Below are 15,828 nucleotides of genomic sequence, written 5' to 3'. Positions count from 1 at the left end.
CGCGCCGGGCAGCCCGGCGTCAGGCCGAACGCCACCCGGGCCGGTGTCGTCGTAGGGTTGGTGGGGTGAACAAGTTCGGGCGGATTCTGCTCAGCACGGGCGCCCTCGGCGCCGCCGCGGTCACCTACTCGGCCGCGATCGAACGGCGCCACTGGACGCTCCGGCAGGCGACGCTGCCGGTGCTCGCCGAGGACGCGGCACCGCTTCGCGTGCTGCACATCTCCGACCTGCACATGACCCCGAACCAGCGGTCCAAGCAGCGGTGGGTGGCCGAGCTCGCCGACCTGGACCCGGATCTGGTGGTCAACACCGGCGACAACCTGGCGCACCCGCAGGCGGTGCCCGCGGCGCTGCGCGCGATGGGACCGCTGCTGGACAAGCCCGGCGTGTTCGTCTTCGGCAGCAACGACTACTACGGGCCGACCAAGAAGAACCCGGCCCGCTACCTGGTGCCGTCGTGGAAGGCGAAGCGGCTCCACGGGGAGCCGCTGCCGTGGCGGGACCTGCGGGCGGCGATGACCGAGCGCGGCTGGCTGGACGCGACGCACCGCCGGCACGAGATCGAGGTCGCCGGGATGCGGATCCACCTGGCCGGGCTCGACGACCCGCACCTGCACCTGGACCGCTACGACCTGATCGCCGGCCCGGTGCCGTCCGACGCCCACCTGCGCCTGGGCGTGACGCACTCCCCCGAGCCGCGAGTGCTGGACTCGTTCGCCGAGGACGGCTACGACTTGGTGATGGCCGGCCACACCCACGGCGGGCAGCTGCGGCTGCCGGGCTACGGGGCGCTGGTGACCAACTGCGAGCTGGACCGGTCGCGGGCGCGCGGCGCGTCCACCTGGGGCGAGCACATGCACCTGCACGTGTCGGCCGGACTGGGCACCTCGCCGTACGCGCCGGTGCGCTTCGCGTGCCCGCCGGAGGCGACCTTGCTGACGCTGCTGCCGAGGACCCAAAAACCGGTTCCTACCAGTAATAACGCCGCTAAGAGGACCCCGTTCGGAGCGGGTGAAAGCGTCCGCTAGACTATGATCCAGCGGTTGAACGAGCACCCGAGATGTTCACCGCTGGAAGATCGGGGTGTGGCGCAGCTTGGGAGCGCGCTTCGTTCGGGTCGAAGAGGTCGTGGGTTCAAATCCCGCCACCCCGACAGGTGAAAGGGCCTGGTCAGAGCTTCGAGAGAAGTTCTGACCAGGCCCTTTCTTCGTGCCTGGATCCCGCCGTTGGGAGAATTCTGGGAGAAGATCTTGGAATCGTCTCCCCTATCGGCTGCCTGCCCGCGCCCGCAAGAGCTCGTCCAGAACTGCCACTGGTGACCCTGACGACATGGCCAGTCGAGCGTCCAGCGCCGCTTCCCAGTGCTGCGTCAAGCCCTCGGCCAGTCGGGTTCGCATCCCTGCCGTGACGTGTGTGTAGCGCCGTTGAACCGAACCGTCCGTGTGCCCGATGCGTTCGTCGGCCAAGACCGGGGGCGTACCCAGCTCCTCCATCAGCGTTTTGTGGGTGTGGCGAAGCCCATGCGGGGTCAGTCCTGGCGCAATCGGCAGCCAGCAGGCGTCAGCCCGCCCGTGCGCGCCTCGCCCACGTGCGGGCACGCCCGGCCATGGCTCGGCCAGCACCGGGACGGGCCGCGCTGGCTGTGGGCTTTTCTTCGGGTACCACCCCGTGGCAGCAGGCTGGAACAGCCAGGTGGCGAAGCCGGTGCGCCTCCAGTGTGGCGCGGGCGCCGGCGCGCCAACGCCACGCACGTACCCGAGATCGGCAATCGCCTTCTCCACTCGCGTCCGGGTGTCCTCGGCGACCGCTGTCGGCCGGTTCAGCACGTTGGACACCGTGCCCGTGGACACCCCGGCCCGGCGCGCCACATCAGCCAATCTCGCCCCCGGTCGGCCAGTAGCGCCGTTCGCAGTGCCGAAACCACGGAACACGTACGTCCGGCCGTGGCATGGACACGGCGCCGGCGCAGTTTGCGCGATGTGGTCGGACACCAACCTCGACAACCACGGCGGTGTGTCGATCGTGCGGTAGGAGTCGTCCTTCGGTGGGCAGCGCAGCAGCTCGCCGGTGTCCAGCTCGTAGAGCTGCCACTCGATCCGCACCGACGTTGAACGGACGAAATGCGTTTCCAGCCCGACGAGCTCACCCCACCTCAGTCCGGTAAATCCGGCCAGCACGACGGCGACGAACTCATCATCGCGACCAGAGAGCAAGGCGGCACGCTCGGCGATCAGCAACAGCCCGAGCGGCGTCGTGATGACCTTCTCCGGGCCTCGGTCGCTGGAACGGCCAGCGCGCTTGCCTCGCCCCCGTCGCTTCGTGGCCGGATTCGCGCCGATCAGCTTCTCCTCGACCGCGTCGGCCAACATCAAATGCAACGTTCCCCGCCAAGTCTTGATGCTGGACACCGCGTAGCCGCGCTCCCGCTCCTTGCGCTCCCATCCATCTACGTCCGCAGTCGAGATGTCGGCCAATGCGTGGTGCTCGAACTCCGGCAGCAGGTGTTCCTCAATGTGTCGGCGGTAGTTCTGCATCGTTGACGCTGCCAAGTCCTGGGTGGCGTACCAACGCCGCACGTAGGCACCGAAGGTGATCCGGCCGGCCGACGGGTCGCGCCAACCACCCGATCGAATCTTCGCCTCTTCGTCGTTCGCGGCCGTCTCGGCCTCACGCTTGGTGCGGAACTTCGCTGTCACGCCGGACGCGTCCCGGACGGTGCCGTAGCGTCCAGACGCGATCTTGAACCTGGCGCGGAAGTAGTTACCGCGGTTCTCCGCGTAGCCCATGACGTGGGGTTGTTCCTCTCTTGCTGGTCATTCTCTTCGCTGTTGTCCTGTTTGGACTCGAAGCCTCACGCCGTGCGGCCAACGTCCGCCGGCGCAGCCGCAGACCGAGCCCTACGCGGCGGGCGAGCTCGCAGCTCAACGACCGACGTCCCCGAGGTGGCCCGGCGACTAGGCCGCCGAGCGGCCGACCGGCCCTGCTTCGGCTGCTCGGGTCGACGTTCCAAGAGTTGGAGGATCTCCTCGAACTGCGCGCGGGTGAACCGGATAGCGCCTGCCGCCCGCGTATGGGGGAAGCGATCGCGTCGGCACTGCTCCTTGACCCACCACCCGGAGCGGCCGAGCGACCTGGCCACCTCTTCCGCCGTGAACAGGATCGGCAGACCGCCGACCGCGCGATCGGTGCTCATACATACCTCCTGCGGATCCCCTGAGGTTGGGAGCTATGGATCTGGACTGGCTACGGCTGGTGACATCCGAGGCGCTGGTGGTGCACGGGAGGGCCTCGCATCTCCTGGAATTTCTCTCAGGCTGAGGAGTTGCGATTTCAAACCCGCAAACCCGGGACGGGTCGATGACCTGGGGATTTGGCTCCGGCTTTGACCCGGGTTTCCGGGTTTGCAGAACCGGAAGTTCCGGGTTTGCCGGTGTCCCCTCCGGGTTTGAACGCTGGGACGATTTGGCGACGTTATCGCAGCTCATCCTGGGTCCCTCCGGGTTTCCGGGTTTCCGGGTTTGAAAGGGAGGGCTTCGATGCTCCGGTTGGGCGTTCGACCCAGTAGGCCCGCGCGTTGGTGTCCGTATCCATCGCGCTGCGTAGAACGATGTCGCCGCGCCACCGTCCAATCTGGCCAGTTAGACGACGTCCGAGGGACTTGGCGCTGGGCAACTTGCCAGTGTTGGTGGTGGGGAAGCTCCCAACCCAGGGGTCGGTGCCAAGCTCGGGTTCGGCGCTGGCCCGAAGTTCGTTGGCGGTCAACCGCTTCTGACCGTGAAGTGCGTGCCAGCGCAGCAGGAACGCGCGCCATTCGGCGGCATCGTCGTCGAGCTCGCGTGAGTCCTCGGCGTTGGCCAGGAACCCGCCGATGCCGTGGTGTTCCAGGAACCCACCGATGTGCTGGGCCCAGCGGGTGAACTGCCGCATCTGCGGAACGCTGGTGGAGATCGGTGCGCCGGCGGCCGTCCAGTCCAGGATCAGCGTGAGTACGTGGCGCAGGACGGTGGCCTGGTTGGCGGGGTCGAGGATCCAGTTGTCGAGGTTGGGAATGGTGAACCCGCTGCGGGCTTCGGGGCGGGGGCAGTCAGGGTCGAGGCGTACCCACACGGTGCGGCTGGCCATGTCCCCGCCGACGCGCAGGTTGTTGCCGGTGGCCAGCCACAGCCGGTCGTTGGGGAATGTCGAGGCGGTGTTGGAGCCGAGCTTGCGGTCGGTCCAGGTCCGTTCAGTCACCAGCCGCGCGAGCACGGCGGAGTTGATGACGGCGCCCTCTTCGAGGTTGTCGTAGACCACCACTCCGACCTGGTCGGCCAGCACGGTGGTGATGGCCTTGCGCAGCTCGTCCTCGGAGTCGGTCCAGGTCATCACCCGCTGCCCGACGAGCAACCCGACACAGCCGGAGAGAATAGTTTTGCCGCTGCCGGGCATGGTCGCGTCGATCACCCCGAATGGCGACAGCGCCCGGGTGAACGGCCGGATGATCGGAGTCACCAGGAGTCCGAGGTAGTTGGCCCGGTCCGCAGGGGTGCGCCAGGGGAAGTCCCGCAGGAACCGCTCCAGCAGGAACTGCCGCGACTCCTCGACCTGCTCCGCCGTCGGCCGTTCTGGGACAGGGTCGAGATGCGCGCGAGTGGCCAGCAGGAACCCGGTCGCCGGGTCGTATCCGGGACGCTGCAGCAGGGTGCCGTCCGGCCGCAGTACCGGGGTGGAGATGATCCGCCGCAGCACCGGCAGGTCCGGCCACGAGCGGCGCGAGAGCACCGCATTGAGCACTGGCCCGGCTGGGGAGATCTCGACCTCGGTAGGCACGCCTTCTTTGTCCATCTCTGGTCGCACGACGTGGGCGTGCTCAGCCAGCAGGCTGGCCAGCAACGGCGCCCGCAGCGACGTTGCCGCCAGCGGCAGGGCCACGTCGTCGTCACCGGCGGTCGGGTCCCCCGCGCCGGACACGGCCTCGACGACGACCGGCACACCGTCCTGGACGTAGGTGTCGGGGATGATCCGGGAGCCCACCGCGTTGGTGAGCACCCGGATCGCGTCCGGGTTCGTCTTGACCCGCACCGTCGGCCGGCCGTCGTCACCGACCGGCCACAACGACCGGCCGGTGCTGCTGTGTGCCTCGGTCATGCCGCACCGCCCAACCCGCGCAGCGAGTCCGGGCCGTCCTGGGTGCCGCGCTGCCAGCCACGGGTGGCGTTGCGGACCGCGGCAGCTTCCTCGATCGGCTTGCCGGTGCGCTGCCGCCGACGAACCGCTGCCGCCACCAGCGCGTCGATCGCGTCGCGGTCGCCCCACGGGGCGTGGTCGTGGATGGCGAGGTTGGCCAGGCGCCGGGCGGCGTTGTAGACCAGGCGCCACCGCTCGCCGTCCTCGGTCTCTACTTCGGACAGCACGCCATTCCAGATCCGCTGCCAGTAACCGGGCGTGTGGTTGCCCGGCCGGAGTTCCCCGAGGTTGGGAGCCTTGACCGGCTCGGCCGCCGGGGGCGGCGGGGTGACGCGCGGTCGCAACCAGTCCGGCAACAGCTCGATCTCGGTGGTCACCGATACCCGGGTGTAGGTGCCGGTGACGTCCTCGGGCGGGGCGGTGATCCGGCCGCCGGGGGCGACGATGTAGCCGCCTTCGGCGCGGATGTCGATCTGGTGCCCGACACGGCCTTTGCTGTCACTGGTCACCCGCAGGCCTTCGGGGCACCGGAAGATCAGGTGTCGTCCGTCGCTGGGTGTGGCGGTGGTGAGCGTGTCCGGCCACGGCACACCCTCGATGGCGGTGATGGCGTGCAGAGCTCCCAACCCGTCGGTGACGAGCTCGGGCACGTCGTGCGCGGCGGGCGCGGGTGGCTTGGGCTTGCGGTCGAGGTCGAGCACCACCAGGTCCGACAGCTCGGTGTTGATGCCGAAGTTGGCGCGTGGGTTGCGGATTCCCCACCGGTGGATCTGGTCGAGGTCGAGAGTGGCGGCCAGCAGCCCGTGGCACGGCCGGTCGGCGGTCAGGCACGGGCACTCGGCCGGGGTGCACTGCCCGGCGGTGCAGCGCGGGCAGTTGCCGAACGGCCGCTTACTGCCCGGCCGCAGCGGGAAGACGTGCATTCCGCGGTTTGCTAGCCACGTGGCGATGTGCAGCGGAGTCGTCATGGGTTCACCTCCAGGTCTCGGGGCTCTCGGGTGGTCAGCGGCGGCGGTTGGCGCGGGTGAGGCGGCGTGCGGCGTTGTAGGCCTTGCGTCCGGCGCGCAGGCGCAGTCCGGTGGCCTTGCAGACGGTGCAGAGCCGGTAGCTCCGCAGGAACGGGGAGCGGATTCGGCCGGCGCCTCGGCAGGTGCGGCAGGCCTTGAACGGCCAGATCACGCACGTCAGCAGGTAACCGAGAGTGAACAGAGTGAGGGCTATGGTCAGGGCCGAGCTAGCGAGGCCGGAAGGGGTCACAAAGGGCTCCTGTGGGTGTTTTTGGGCGTGTTGAGCCAGGCGCCGCTAGGAACTAGGGCGCTGGTGGGAAATGGGAGGGGTGTCTAGCGGGGCCTCTAGACCTAGAGGGGCTGGGGTCTAGGCCTAGAGGCCGCCTGCGGGCTAGCTCGCTTCCCGCTCACTGTCACGTTCCGTGATTTTCTTGGCGATGTCGGCGCGGGTGATGCCGATCCGGTTGGCGCCCTTGCCATCGTCGGTGCTGCCCCACACCTGGACCGTCTTGATGCCGTGGCGCTTGAGGGCGGCGGTGAGGTCCGCGGCTTCCCGGTAGGTGTCGTAGATGTCGGGGCGCAGCTCGTAGAGCCGGGCGATGACGCGCTCGTTCCACAGCTTCTTCTCGGTCTCGGGCACCACAGCCAGGATGTCTTCGAGCAGCGTGTCCCGACGCGTGGCGGTCTCCTCGGCCTGGGTCGTTTCGCCGATGGCGTGCCCGGTGAGGGTGCCGGCCTTTTCGCGCAGGGCGCGGGCGTAGGCGACGACCTTTTCCGAGGTCGGGCCGTCGAGTCCGGCGACGGTGCGCACGATCTGGGCGTCGGAGCCTTCGCCGACGAGGTAGCCGATGCCCTTGTCCGCCCACGCGAACGTGGTGGCGCGCACGCCCTGCTTGTACTTCGAGGTCCCGAGCACCATGTCGTTTTCGGTCTGGCCCTGCACCTTGAGGCAGAACCGGGTGCTGACGTTCGCGCTGATGCCGGTGGGCAGGCTCTTGGCGTCCGGGCGCTGGGTGGCCAGGATCAGGATGATTCCCAGTGCCGGGCCGCGTTTGACCAGGTCGGTGCAGATCCCGGCCAGCTCCTCGCCGTAGTCGGGGTGCTCGAACCACACCTGGCACTCGTCCACGCCGATGACGATCGGGTGCAGCTTCAGGGACTTCTTGCTGGCCAGGTCCGGGGTGACCTTGTTCTCGGGGGCGAGGCCCTGCTTGGCCAGGTCCCGGATGAGCTTGGCCCGACGGCGCAGCTCCTCGCGGAGTCCGCGCAGGTCTGCGACGGCCTTTTCGATCTCGGTCTCGTCGTCGCCGACGCCGTGGACGTGGGTGACCTTCTCCAGCGGGTCGAGGTCGCCGGTTCCCTTGAGGTCGTAGGTGTGCAGCTCGGCGCGCGGGTCGAGGGCGGCGATGATCAGCAGCTCACGCAGGGCGAAGGTCTTGCCCATGCGCGGGATCGCGCCGATGGCGACGCTGGTGAACATCAGCCGCAGGTCGACCCACCGGCCGCGCTGGTCGGTGCCGAAGGGCTGGGGCTGGAACAGGTCGACCTGTTTGCCGCTGCGCAGCGCCCACGCGGGCTGCTTGGCCTTGCGCATGTCCTGGTCACCGACCCACAGCACCATCCGCCCGGCGTGCTCGGAGTTGTCGGCCTCGGGCCACACGCACCCCAGCGGGCGGCGCAGGCCGGACGCGAGCTTCTCGCGGCGGTCCATGATGTCGCCCGCCGTGACCCCGTACGGCAGGTCGACATCGGCGCGCCATCCCTTGCCGTCCCGGCTGATCGGCCGGGGGAACCCGATCCCCTCCCCACCCTTGCCGAGGGCCTGGTTGATCTGCGAAATCCCCAGCGCGGACAGGGCACGGGTCACCGCGTCGCTGGTCAGCTTGGGCACCTTGGTGGCCTCCACCGCCCGGCTGGCGATCGGCTTGTCCGCAGGCGCTCCCAACCAGCCCAGACCGCCGACCGCGCCGGCCACGATCGCCCACTGCACCAGCTCAGGCAGCATCGCCCGACCCACCAGGAACGCAGCGATCCCAGCCGCACCCAGCCCCACCGTCATCAGGGCTCGGGCGCGGATGCGGTGGTCACGCTGGATCGACAGTTTCAGGTACTCCCCGGCGTCCTCGCGGCGGGCCGACGCACCGCGTACCGGACGGCCCTCGGCGTCGGTCAGCCACGCCACCAGGCCACGGATCAGGCGCAGCGACCCGTTGGGGACCCGGGCGAGGATGCGGGCGATGTAGACCGGGCAGCGCACCGCGTGATACGCGACGGTGTGCCCGGTGTAGCCCGCAGCCCACCGTGCGGCCTCGCGGAACTCCTGGGTGTCCTTCGCCCACGCGGGCAGGATCGCGCGTCGCTTCTCCGCCCGCACCAGGGCGGTTCCGGGCTGGTGCTTCTCGGGCTGGTCGACGGAGGCCGGCTCCACCAGCTCGCCTTCGATCACCTCGCCTGCCTCGGCGTCGGCGGTGTCGACCCGCTGCGCCGGGAAGCGCAGCACCCGCGCGTCGTCGGCAGCCTCGGTCCGCTCGGTGTGGTCAGTGTGCTGTTCGGTCATCACGCGGCCTCGCTTTCGGTCGCCACCGGGCGCATGTGGTTCATGAAGTCGCGGACCTCTTGGGCGGTCTCCATCGCGCCGCCGAAGCGCTTGCGGATGGCGTTCGCCGAGGGCCTTTCCGGAAGCTCTCCCGCCTCGATCGCGGCATGGGTCTTGATGATCAGCGCGCCACCGCGCGGGGAGAGTTTTGGCTGTTCGATCGGGGTAGAAACCTCGGAGATCTCCGCCGCCGGAACCTGATCGGCGGGCGTGCCCAGCGGGGGCAGGACGGTGCGGAGGATGACGCCGTTGATGATCGTGAACTCGCCGTTTTCGGCGGCCTTACGATCGGCGGCCATCTGCCGCTTGACGATCACCTTGGCGAGCTTCCGGTCCCGTTTGGTGGCGGCGGGGCCGACGCCGTGCCGGTCGATCCACGCCGCCTCCCACGCCGTCGGGTGGTCGACTCCGGCGCGGATCGCGATCCGCGCCGCGGCGAGGGCCAGTCGCGGGAAGTGCAGCCACCGCGCCAGCCGGGACCCGGTCGGGACGCCGGTGGCTGCGGCGGCGTTGAGGTTCTGCCGGATGTGGTGCAGCAGCACACCGAGCAGCGACAGGGTGCCCAGCGCGAGCCCGGCCACGATGCCGAAGTCGGCGGTGCCGTGCGCGGCGTTGATCGTGGCGGCGATCCCCGCCAGCACCCACATCCACCGCGGCAGAGACCCCACCGGAGCACCCGTGCCGGCGCGGCGGTGCGCCTCGAACGCACACACCCACGCCCCGGCCTCGATCGCCAGCGGGAACAACCAGGCCATTCCGGCCGGGACGTGCAGCACCGTGTTGGCGAAGCGGGCTTGGGCGTCCCAGGCCAGCAGCAGCGGAGCGACGATCAGCGCCGCCCACAGCCCGTTCAGGGTGGTGTCCGGGGCCGTCTTGCGCCACCGCTCCCACCGCTGGCGGCGTTCCTCTCGCCGTTCCTGCCGTTCCCGGCGGGCGTTCTCGGCCTGCCGGTCCTCGCGGCCCTGGCGGATCTGCTCCCGCAGCGCCTCGGTCTGGGCGTTCGTCTTCGCCGCTTCTGCCTTGGCGATCTGCCGGGCCGCACGCGGGTCGTAGATCGTGGTCATCGGCCGGTCACCTCCGCCCGCAGTCGCGGGGCCGGGACGAGCTCGCCGAGCCGCTCCAGGCCGAGCATCAGCGCTCGAAGGCCGGCACCGCCGAGGAACCAGCCCAACGCGACCGTGCGCACCAGGCCGGTGGCGATGGCCACCGCGCCGATCACCACGCCGGGCAGCACCGCCCGCCACGTCAGCACCAACACCAGCGCCAGCAGCGCCACCGCCAGGTAGCCGATCCACCAGAGCAGGTCTTCCAGCAGCCGCGCCATCACTGCTCCCCCCGCTTTCCCTTGAGGTCCGAGTTCTTCGACCAGCGGGCGAGCGTTTCCCGGCCGAACGCGGTCAAGGCGATTCGCGTGCCGATGATCACCAGGTGGTCTTCGGTGATCAGTTCGTTGATGTACTCCTGCTCTCGCACCGTCACCGGGCGCTGATCCAGGTACACCCGCACGATTTCCCAGCCCTCGTCCAAGCCGGAGACCTGCAACTCGCCGTCCGCAGCGGCCTGCAAAACCCGCTCCGGCACGATCTCCGAACGCGGCGCTGGTCCGGTGCCCAGCACCAGATCGGTGCCGTCGATCCCCATCGAATCCAGGACCAACCCGTCGTAGTCGGTCCACCTCTCGCCTAGCATCTGAAGTCCTCCTGATCAGTTCGCTGATTGGTTGGGGACCCGGCCCAGCAGGTGTTCTTGGCGGAATGTGCTGCTGGGCCGGGGCGGTGCTAACCGCGGTTCTTCGCGTCCTTCTCAGCGCCGCCACCACGACACGTTCTCGGCGGCCTCAGCGACGCGGTCGTTCGCCCGCAGGTACTCGTCGGTCTCGGCCCGGTCCCGGCGGCTGACGGCCTCCAGCTCCGCCTGAGCGGCCTTGTACTCGGCGACGGCGTCCTTCTTGTTCATGCTCATGACGGTGTTCCTTTCGGTTCAGGCGAGGCGCTGGTGGGTGCCGGTGGGCAGGACGTCGCGCGTGATGTCGCGGTGCTGGACGGCGGCGGTGATCCCGGCATCCCTCAGGGCGTCGGCGATCTCGTCGGCGATGGCGACGCTGCGGTGCCGGCCGCCGACGCAGCCGACCGCGATCATCACCTGGCGGGTGGCGGCGGACGCGTTGAGCAGGTCCCGCGCCAGCTCGGCGGTGTACTCGACCAGCCGCAGGACGCCGGGGGTGTTGAGCACGTGCTTGCGGACCGCGTCGTGCTGGCCGGTCAGGTACCGCATCGCGGGGTCGCGGTGCGGGTTACGGAAGTGCCGGCGCACGTCGAGCGTGACGTCCGCACGCCCGGGGGCCGGGGCGTGGCCGTAGCCGAAGCTGGTGACCACCACGACAGGCGAGTTCATCGCGGTTTTCCTCCTGTCAGAGCTGCGAGAAGTAGTTCTGGACGTGCTCGTGCGCGGCGCCCATCGGGCCCTGCACGTGGGCGGCGATGTTCTCCCTGGCCAGGGCGTAGGTCGCCAGGGCCTGCTGGATCTCGGGGCTCTCCGAACCGCTGGTGACGCTGGTGATCGTCTCGGTGATGTGGTCCATCTCCTGCTGGATCTCGACGAGCCGGGCGATCAGCTCGCCGCAGTGCTCACCGGTCTGGATCAACGCATTGCGGACGTAGTTCACGTCGGACATGACTGGGAAACCTCCACAGTGGGCAGATTCAGAGGCGCTGGCCGTACTGCTCGATCTCGCTGACGGCACCGGAAACGAGCTGGTGCAGCTCGTCGATGCGCTGCCCGGAGAGCTCCTGGAACGCCCCGATGACCTGCTGCACCTCGTGCGCCCCGGCCTGACCGAGCGCGGTGTTCAGGTGCCCGGCGATCTCCCCGGCCCACTCCTTCACCTGGGCCAACGCGGCCTGGATCTGCCCGCTCTTGTCGCTGGTGCTCGAGATCGCGATGCGGATGTCCTCGATACCGGCCATGGCGGAACTCCCTTCAGAAACGGATTGCTGCTGCGATGACGGTTCGGGTGTCTTCGCGGTCTTGGATCGACCGGTCGGCAAGGGCTTGCCGGTGACCTGGGAACGCCACGGACCGGTGTCGCCTTGCAGGCCCCTGACCCGCATTTCCAGGTAGTCCCCGGACGGCATGTCCGCTCCGTGCGGGGGCGGCGCGTCGATCTCGTCCCGGTAGGCGCCGCACTCGCAGTGCCAGCGCACCGTCATGCCCGTGACCTGCTCGCCGTAGTGCGGCTTATGCCCCGGGCAGGTCAGCTCCTCACGCCGTCGACCGCCCTTTGACGAGTCCCCGACCAGGTACTCCTGCGGCTGCTTCTTGCTGAAGAACTTCATCAGCGCTACCGCCCGAAGTGGATCGGGCCGTTGATGGTCCCGGCCTGAATGCCGTGGTTCTCGCCGTAGGAGACGTTGACGGTGCGGTCGTCGGCCGGGGTGACGTTCGGGTCGTCGGCCAGCTCGTGCAGGCTCTCGTCGGTGTAGGTCCTGCCACCGACCTGGATCCGGAAGCCCTTACCCATAACGGATTTCTCTCTTCGCGTGTCAGATGGTTGCGGTGATCAGCGCGGCCACGAACAGCCACGCCCAGTGCCAGGACTGATCGAGCACGTAAGCGCCGGTGCCGAGGCTGGGGTTGTCGTCGCGCCCGGTGCGCGGTGCGCCGAGGCTGTAGAACTCGCCGTTGCCCAGCAGCTCCGCCAGCCGGGAGAGCGTGAAGCGGCGGTCGGCCCAGTAGTGCGTCACCGCCGACACCACCTGGCCGGCCACGAACCCGGTGGCCGTGATCGGCAGGCCCAGCACCGTCCACACCAGACCCACCGCCAGGGCGGTGACCAGCGTGTAGCTGGCCACGTGCTTGAAGCACGCCCACCGGCCCGACCAGTCCGGGCGGCCCTTGTTCGCCGCCTGGTGCGAGGTCTGCACCCAGTGGTCCGCCACGTTGTGCGCCACCAACAGCGCCGGCAGCACCGACGCGAACACCAGCGCCGAGGTCATCACGCCACCCCCGTGTACGAGGCGCGGGCCTCGGCCCACTGCTCGGACGTACGGCGGATGTCGGCCATTTCCCGGTAGTTCCACGCGGAGTTGTTGCAGTGCGCCTCCGCGTGGAGCATCGCCTTGAACACAATCGGCTCGTCAACGTGGTTCGCCAGGACCCGCCAGCACCGTGCCTGACGCTTGTACAGCGCCGCGATCTGCTCCAACGCCGCCGACGAACGCGAGTTCCGCAACGCCGACCGCTGGCCCTCCAACCGGTGCATCACCGCCCGCACCGCCGCACCCAGCCACTCGGGCTTCACCGACGACGTCATCACGCAGCCACCTCGTCGCTCGCCGGGAACGGGGCGCGGGGCGCGTTCATCGTCGGCAGGGCTCGGAGCACTCGCCGCTCGGTGCGTCGGTTGCGGCGCTTCACGGCGAGGTCCGCCGTGAAGGACGACGGGAGCCGGAGGGCGGTCTCGTCCAGCTCGGTGTAGGCCTCGCCGATCAGGATGTTGATCGCGGTTTCGTTCAGCCCGTCCGGCGCGTTGTACGACTCGACCGGGGCCTCGTCCAGCCACTTGGCGATCGAGCGGGGGACCGATCCGTACTTCATGACTCTCCTAACTTTGCAGGTCTGCCGGTTTGAAGGTTTGCCTGCAAACTGGCGATGTTGAACACGCTAGCCCGGCCACGGATCATGCGCAAGGGGGTTTGCGTACAAACCTTCAAACCGGCGTACTATGCGATGCATGGAACCTCGACCGACCGCCGTCGCAGCGCCGATGCAGCTGCGCATTGCGGACGACATCCGAATGCAGATCGAGCGCGGTGAGCTTGCACCGGGCGACCCGCTGCCGACGTTGCACGAGCTGGCCGACAGGTGGGGGTGCTCGCTCAGCTCCGCTCGGTCAGCGATTTCCCTGCTCAAACAGCAGGGCCTGATCACCGGAGGCCGAGGGAAAGCGCCGGTTGTACGCACCCAGCCCCGGCAAGTTGTTCGCTCCTCGGAGCGGCACCAGGCCGAGAAGGATCTAGTGCTGGCAGGGGAAGATGACCGGGGTCAGAACGGCGTTGCCGAGAACGAGCTCAAGGTCTCACTCGATGATCTGAAGTTCGCGGCCGCGCACGACGTCATCAAGGCTGATGCCGACCTCGCAGAAGGGTTTGGCATCGAGCAGGGCGCCGACGTCCTTCGCCGCGTGTTCGAGTGGACCGACCCGAAGTCAGGCCACCTCGAGGCATGGAGCGTCTCGTACATCCCGTACGACCTGGTCAGCGCAAAGCCTGAGGTCTTCGAATCGACCAAGCCCCACCCGGGCGGCACTCAGCACCAGCTCTACGCGGCGGCCGGGATCGAGCTTGCCCGCATCGATGACGACGTCACGGCGGCCATGCCGAGCACGGTCACGGCGCAGCTGTGGGGCATGGACCCCGGCATTCCCATGATCCGCGTCCGTCGAATCTCCATCGACACCCAGGGACGGACCGTTGAAATCTCCGATGCCGACTTCCCCGCCGATCGAACCAAGCTGCACTTCTCAACACCACTGAACTTGTGGTGACCACCCTTCCCGAACTGCGCAGGAACGGAGACCTCATGCCCCGGATTTCGATCGTCACGGCAGCGTACGGACCCACCGCGACCTACCTGGGTGACACGATCGAGAGCGTCAAGGCTCAAGCGCTCCCAACCGGTTGGGAGCTCGAATGGGTCGTCCAGGAAGACGGGGCCGGCCCGTCCCTGGCTGCGCAGTTCGACGGGCTCGACTTCGCTCGTTACGAGGCCAACGAAGCACAGCTGGGTCTCGCGATGACGCGCAACCTCGCACTGTCGAGGGTGACCGGCGACCTGGTGCAGATCCTCGACCACGACGACATCTTGCTGCCCGACGCCTTCACGACCCTGATTCCACGGTTCGCCGCCCCCTCGATCCACTGGGCGATCGGGCAGGCCGACGACCTAATGCCGGACGGCAGTCGAGCTTCGTTCGCATCGATGCTCGATCACGGCGTCGTCCCGGCTGGCCGCGTCAACGAATGGGCTGCCGACAACGGCGGGAACTGGCCAATTCACTGCGCCGGGCTGATGATGCGCACCGCGACCCTCCGCGCTCTTGGCGGCTGGGCCGCTTCCCCTGCGGATGACGACCTGGTGATGCTCGCGGCGTTGTCCGAAGTGGTCGACGGCTACAACGACCCCGCCTTGACCTGGCTTTACCGGCAACACCCCAACCAGACCCACAAGGCGCAGGCCTGGAAGGCATGGGGCGGTGCCGGCCGAAGGATCGCCCTTCAGCGCGCAGCCGCGGTCCGCGCCGCTGGGATCTTCGCGGCAGAGCCGAACGTGCCGGTCGACGGGACCGCGGTTGAAGCGGTCGAGGTCGGCCAGCTCATCCCGAAAGAGAACTACCCGGGCCGCTGATCGCGACGCAAACGGCCGCCATGGTGCGCACCATGGCGGCCGTTTGCTTTACGTGCTCAATCCGGCGTCGCCTCATGCCCCGGGAGCGGCAACCCGTGTTCGTCGACGCTCCGCTCCCGTTCCTTCATCTCTGCCTCGAAAACGTGCCGCCGACCTTGCAACAGCAGGTCACGTGCTCGCTGTTCGTGTTCGCGGAAGTGGGTCCAGAAGCCGTCGTCGAATTCCTCGACGACCTGGAAGGTCCATCGTCCTGGGATGACGTTGCGGCCAACGAGCTCGCGCTCGATCGTGTCGGCGAGCTCGCCGTGGCCACAGCTCTTCAGAGCCGCCACAGCCTCGGAGAGGGCCGCCGCGCCGGAACCGATCAACTGGTGGAACGAGTAGAGGTGCCCGCGCGCCCGCTCAACGGTTTCCAGCGCCTCGGTGAGCTTGCCGACGGCGGCCACCGTCGAGCTGTCGACGCCGTCGGGGCGTTGGTGTTCGGGTGCCGGCAGGTCCGCGGCTGTTCGCTCTGCCCTGGGTGATTCAAGACGGCGCAGGCGGTTGGCGTCCATGCGGCCATTGTGGTCTCGTCCGACGCGGTTCGGCCTGCTGAACCGTTCGCCTGGCCTGAGGAAAGGCATAGGCAGGCGACTTTCGTCGCTTCTGCGGCGA

The 15,828-nt window shown here is 68.7% G+C and carries 20 protein-coding genes and 1 tRNA gene; 4 read left to right on the top strand and 17 right to left on the bottom strand.

Annotation, left to right across the window (positions count from 1 at the left end; all coding sequences use genetic code 11):
* The first annotated feature begins 65 nt into the window (after nt 1-65).
* Together ACWEV3_RS11035 and ACWEV3_RS11030 are read left to right on the top strand one after the other, a co-directional pair.
* Complete coding sequence (locus ACWEV3_RS11035) at nt 66-1,028, top strand: metallophosphoesterase (protein WP_452613682.1); 963 nt, start codon at nt 66-68, stop codon at nt 1,026-1,028.
* A 51-nt stretch (nt 1,029-1,079) separates the two neighbouring features.
* A tRNA-Pro gene (locus ACWEV3_RS11030) sits at nt 1,080-1,153 on the top strand.
* 112 nt (nt 1,154-1,265) lie between these two features.
* Here the strand turns inward: ACWEV3_RS11030 and ACWEV3_RS11025 are convergent.
* From ACWEV3_RS11025 to ACWEV3_RS10950, 16 genes are all read right to left on the bottom strand, one after another.
* Nucleotides 1,266-2,786, bottom strand: coding sequence for a tyrosine-type recombinase/integrase (locus ACWEV3_RS11025; protein WP_452613681.1), 1,521 nt, complete (start codon nt 2,784-2,786; stop codon nt 1,266-1,268).
* A gap of 685 nt (nt 2,787-3,471) precedes the next feature.
* Nucleotides 3,472-5,127, bottom strand: coding sequence for a hypothetical protein (locus ACWEV3_RS11020; protein WP_452613680.1), 1,656 nt, complete (start codon nt 5,125-5,127; stop codon nt 3,472-3,474).
* Nucleotides 5,124-6,134: a bifunctional DNA primase/polymerase gene (locus ACWEV3_RS11015; RefSeq protein WP_452613679.1), complete on the bottom strand. Its 1,011-nt coding sequence runs from the start codon at nt 6,132-6,134 to the stop codon at nt 5,124-5,126. Before ACWEV3_RS11015 ends, ACWEV3_RS11020 begins: the two co-directional genes overlap by 4 nt.
* A gap of 34 nt (nt 6,135-6,168) precedes the next feature.
* Nucleotides 6,169-6,345 (bottom strand): hypothetical protein, encoded by a 177-nt coding sequence (locus tag ACWEV3_RS11010; RefSeq protein WP_452613678.1) that lies wholly within the window; start codon nt 6,343-6,345, stop codon nt 6,169-6,171.
* Nucleotides 6,346-6,564: 219 nt separating this feature from the next.
* The gene (locus ACWEV3_RS11005) at nt 6,565-8,730 is read right to left on the bottom strand and encodes a cell division protein FtsK (RefSeq protein WP_452613677.1); all 2,166 of its coding nucleotides are present in this window, start codon (nt 8,728-8,730) and stop codon (nt 6,565-6,567) included.
* Nucleotides 8,730-9,833 carry a hypothetical protein gene (locus ACWEV3_RS11000; RefSeq protein ID WP_452613676.1) on the bottom strand — a complete coding sequence of 368 codons (1,104 nt, stop codon included), beginning with the start codon at nt 9,831-9,833 and terminating at the stop codon, nt 8,730-8,732. Before ACWEV3_RS11000 ends, ACWEV3_RS11005 begins: the two co-directional genes overlap by 1 nt.
* A complete protein-coding gene (locus tag ACWEV3_RS10995; protein ID WP_452613675.1) occupies nt 9,830-10,093 on the bottom strand; it encodes a hypothetical protein in 264 nt (87 codons plus the stop codon). Before ACWEV3_RS10995 ends, ACWEV3_RS11000 begins: the two co-directional genes overlap by 4 nt.
* Nucleotides 10,093-10,458, bottom strand: coding sequence for a hypothetical protein (locus ACWEV3_RS10990; RefSeq protein ID WP_452613674.1), 366 nt, complete (start codon nt 10,456-10,458; stop codon nt 10,093-10,095). Before ACWEV3_RS10990 ends, ACWEV3_RS10995 begins: the two co-directional genes overlap by 1 nt.
* A 114-nt stretch (nt 10,459-10,572) precedes the next feature.
* Nucleotides 10,573-10,731: a hypothetical protein gene (locus tag ACWEV3_RS10985; protein ID WP_452613673.1), complete on the bottom strand. Its 159-nt coding sequence runs from the start codon at nt 10,729-10,731 to the stop codon at nt 10,573-10,575.
* Nucleotides 10,732-10,749: 18 nt separating this feature from the next.
* Entirely contained in the window at nt 10,750-11,163 is a 414-nt protein-coding gene (locus ACWEV3_RS10980) for a RapZ C-terminal domain-containing protein (RefSeq protein ID WP_452613672.1), read from the bottom strand.
* Between the two features lie 16 nt (nt 11,164-11,179).
* Nucleotides 11,180-11,443 (bottom strand): hypothetical protein, encoded by a 264-nt coding sequence (locus ACWEV3_RS10975; protein WP_452613671.1) that lies wholly within the window; start codon nt 11,441-11,443, stop codon nt 11,180-11,182.
* A 28-nt stretch (nt 11,444-11,471) separates the two neighbouring features.
* Nucleotides 11,472-12,104: a hypothetical protein gene (locus ACWEV3_RS10970; RefSeq protein ID WP_452613670.1), complete on the bottom strand. Its 633-nt coding sequence runs from the start codon at nt 12,102-12,104 to the stop codon at nt 11,472-11,474.
* Nucleotides 12,105-12,109: 5 nt separating this feature from the next.
* Complete coding sequence (locus tag ACWEV3_RS10965) at nt 12,110-12,289, bottom strand: hypothetical protein (protein ID WP_452613669.1); 180 nt, start codon at nt 12,287-12,289, stop codon at nt 12,110-12,112.
* Between the two features lie 22 nt (nt 12,290-12,311).
* Nucleotides 12,312-12,764: a DUF3307 domain-containing protein gene (locus ACWEV3_RS10960; RefSeq protein ID WP_452613668.1), complete on the bottom strand. Its 453-nt coding sequence runs from the start codon at nt 12,762-12,764 to the stop codon at nt 12,312-12,314.
* A complete protein-coding gene (locus tag ACWEV3_RS10955; protein WP_452613667.1) occupies nt 12,764-13,081 on the bottom strand; it encodes a hypothetical protein in 318 nt (105 codons plus the stop codon). The genes ACWEV3_RS10960 and ACWEV3_RS10955 overlap by 1 nt, the downstream gene beginning before the upstream one ends.
* Nucleotides 13,081-13,365: a hypothetical protein gene (locus ACWEV3_RS10950; protein WP_452613666.1), complete on the bottom strand. Its 285-nt coding sequence runs from the start codon at nt 13,363-13,365 to the stop codon at nt 13,081-13,083. The genes ACWEV3_RS10955 and ACWEV3_RS10950 overlap by 1 nt, the downstream gene beginning before the upstream one ends.
* Nucleotides 13,366-13,501: 136 nt before the next feature.
* Between ACWEV3_RS10950 and ACWEV3_RS10945 the strand changes: the two genes are divergently transcribed.
* Nucleotides 13,502-14,314 (top strand): GntR family transcriptional regulator, encoded by an 813-nt coding sequence (locus ACWEV3_RS10945; RefSeq protein ID WP_452613665.1) that lies wholly within the window; start codon nt 13,502-13,504, stop codon nt 14,312-14,314.
* Nucleotides 14,311-15,174 (top strand): glycosyltransferase family 2 protein, encoded by an 864-nt coding sequence (locus ACWEV3_RS10940; protein WP_452613664.1) that lies wholly within the window; start codon nt 14,311-14,313, stop codon nt 15,172-15,174. Before ACWEV3_RS10945 ends, ACWEV3_RS10940 begins: the two co-directional genes overlap by 4 nt.
* Nucleotides 15,175-15,230: 56 nt before the next feature.
* Here the strand turns inward: ACWEV3_RS10940 and ACWEV3_RS10935 are convergent, their stop codons facing one another.
* Complete coding sequence (locus tag ACWEV3_RS10935; RefSeq protein WP_452613663.1) at nt 15,231-15,728, bottom strand: hypothetical protein; 498 nt, start codon at nt 15,726-15,728, stop codon at nt 15,231-15,233.
* Between the last annotated feature and the right edge of the window lie 100 nt (nt 15,729-15,828).

It is taken from the genome of Saccharopolyspora sp. NPDC003752 (assembly GCF_053605825.1).
Note: the sequence above shows the minus strand (reverse complement) of the source record. Positions and strands in the feature narration are given on the sequence as shown.

Coding starts and splice junctions, on each gene's coding strand:
- ACWEV3_RS11025 (WP_452613681.1), bottom strand. CDS start 2,786: ATGGGCTACGCGGAGAACCGCGGTAACTACTTCCGCGCCAGGTTCAAG.
- ACWEV3_RS11020 (WP_452613680.1), bottom strand. CDS start 5,127: ATGACCGAGGCACACAGCAGCACCGGCCGGTCGTTGTGGCCGGTCGGT.
- ACWEV3_RS11015 (WP_452613679.1), bottom strand. CDS start 6,134: ATGACGACTCCGCTGCACATCGCCACGTGGCTAGCAAACCGCGGAATG.
- ACWEV3_RS11005 (WP_452613677.1), bottom strand. CDS start 8,730: ATGACCGAACAGCACACTGACCACACCGAGCGGACCGAGGCTGCCGAC.
- ACWEV3_RS11000 (WP_452613676.1), bottom strand. CDS start 9,833: ATGACCACGATCTACGACCCGCGTGCGGCCCGGCAGATCGCCAAGGCA.
- ACWEV3_RS10995 (WP_452613675.1), bottom strand. CDS start 10,093: ATGGCGCGGCTGCTGGAAGACCTGCTCTGGTGGATCGGCTACCTGGCG.
- ACWEV3_RS10990 (WP_452613674.1), bottom strand. CDS start 10,458: ATGCTAGGCGAGAGGTGGACCGACTACGACGGGTTGGTCCTGGATTCG.
- ACWEV3_RS10985 (WP_452613673.1), bottom strand. CDS start 10,731: ATGAGCATGAACAAGAAGGACGCCGTCGCCGAGTACAAGGCCGCTCAG.
- ACWEV3_RS10980 (WP_452613672.1), bottom strand. CDS start 11,163: ATGAACTCGCCTGTCGTGGTGGTCACCAGCTTCGGCTACGGCCACGCC.
- ACWEV3_RS10975 (WP_452613671.1), bottom strand. CDS start 11,443: ATGTCCGACGTGAACTACGTCCGCAATGCGTTGATCCAGACCGGTGAG.
- ACWEV3_RS10970 (WP_452613670.1), bottom strand. CDS start 12,104: ATGAAGTTCTTCAGCAAGAAGCAGCCGCAGGAGTACCTGGTCGGGGAC.
- ACWEV3_RS10965 (WP_452613669.1), bottom strand. CDS start 12,289: ATGGGTAAGGGCTTCCGGATCCAGGTCGGTGGCAGGACCTACACCGAC.
- ACWEV3_RS10960 (WP_452613668.1), bottom strand. CDS start 12,764: ATGACCTCGGCGCTGGTGTTCGCGTCGGTGCTGCCGGCGCTGTTGGTG.
- ACWEV3_RS10955 (WP_452613667.1), bottom strand. CDS start 13,081: ATGACGTCGTCGGTGAAGCCCGAGTGGCTGGGTGCGGCGGTGCGGGCG.
- ACWEV3_RS10950 (WP_452613666.1), bottom strand. CDS start 13,365: ATGAAGTACGGATCGGTCCCCCGCTCGATCGCCAAGTGGCTGGACGAG.
- ACWEV3_RS10945 (WP_452613665.1), top strand. CDS start 13,502: ATGGAACCTCGACCGACCGCCGTCGCAGCGCCGATGCAGCTGCGCATT.
- ACWEV3_RS10935 (WP_452613663.1), bottom strand. CDS start 15,728: ATGGACGCCAACCGCCTGCGCCGTCTTGAATCACCCAGGGCAGAGCGA.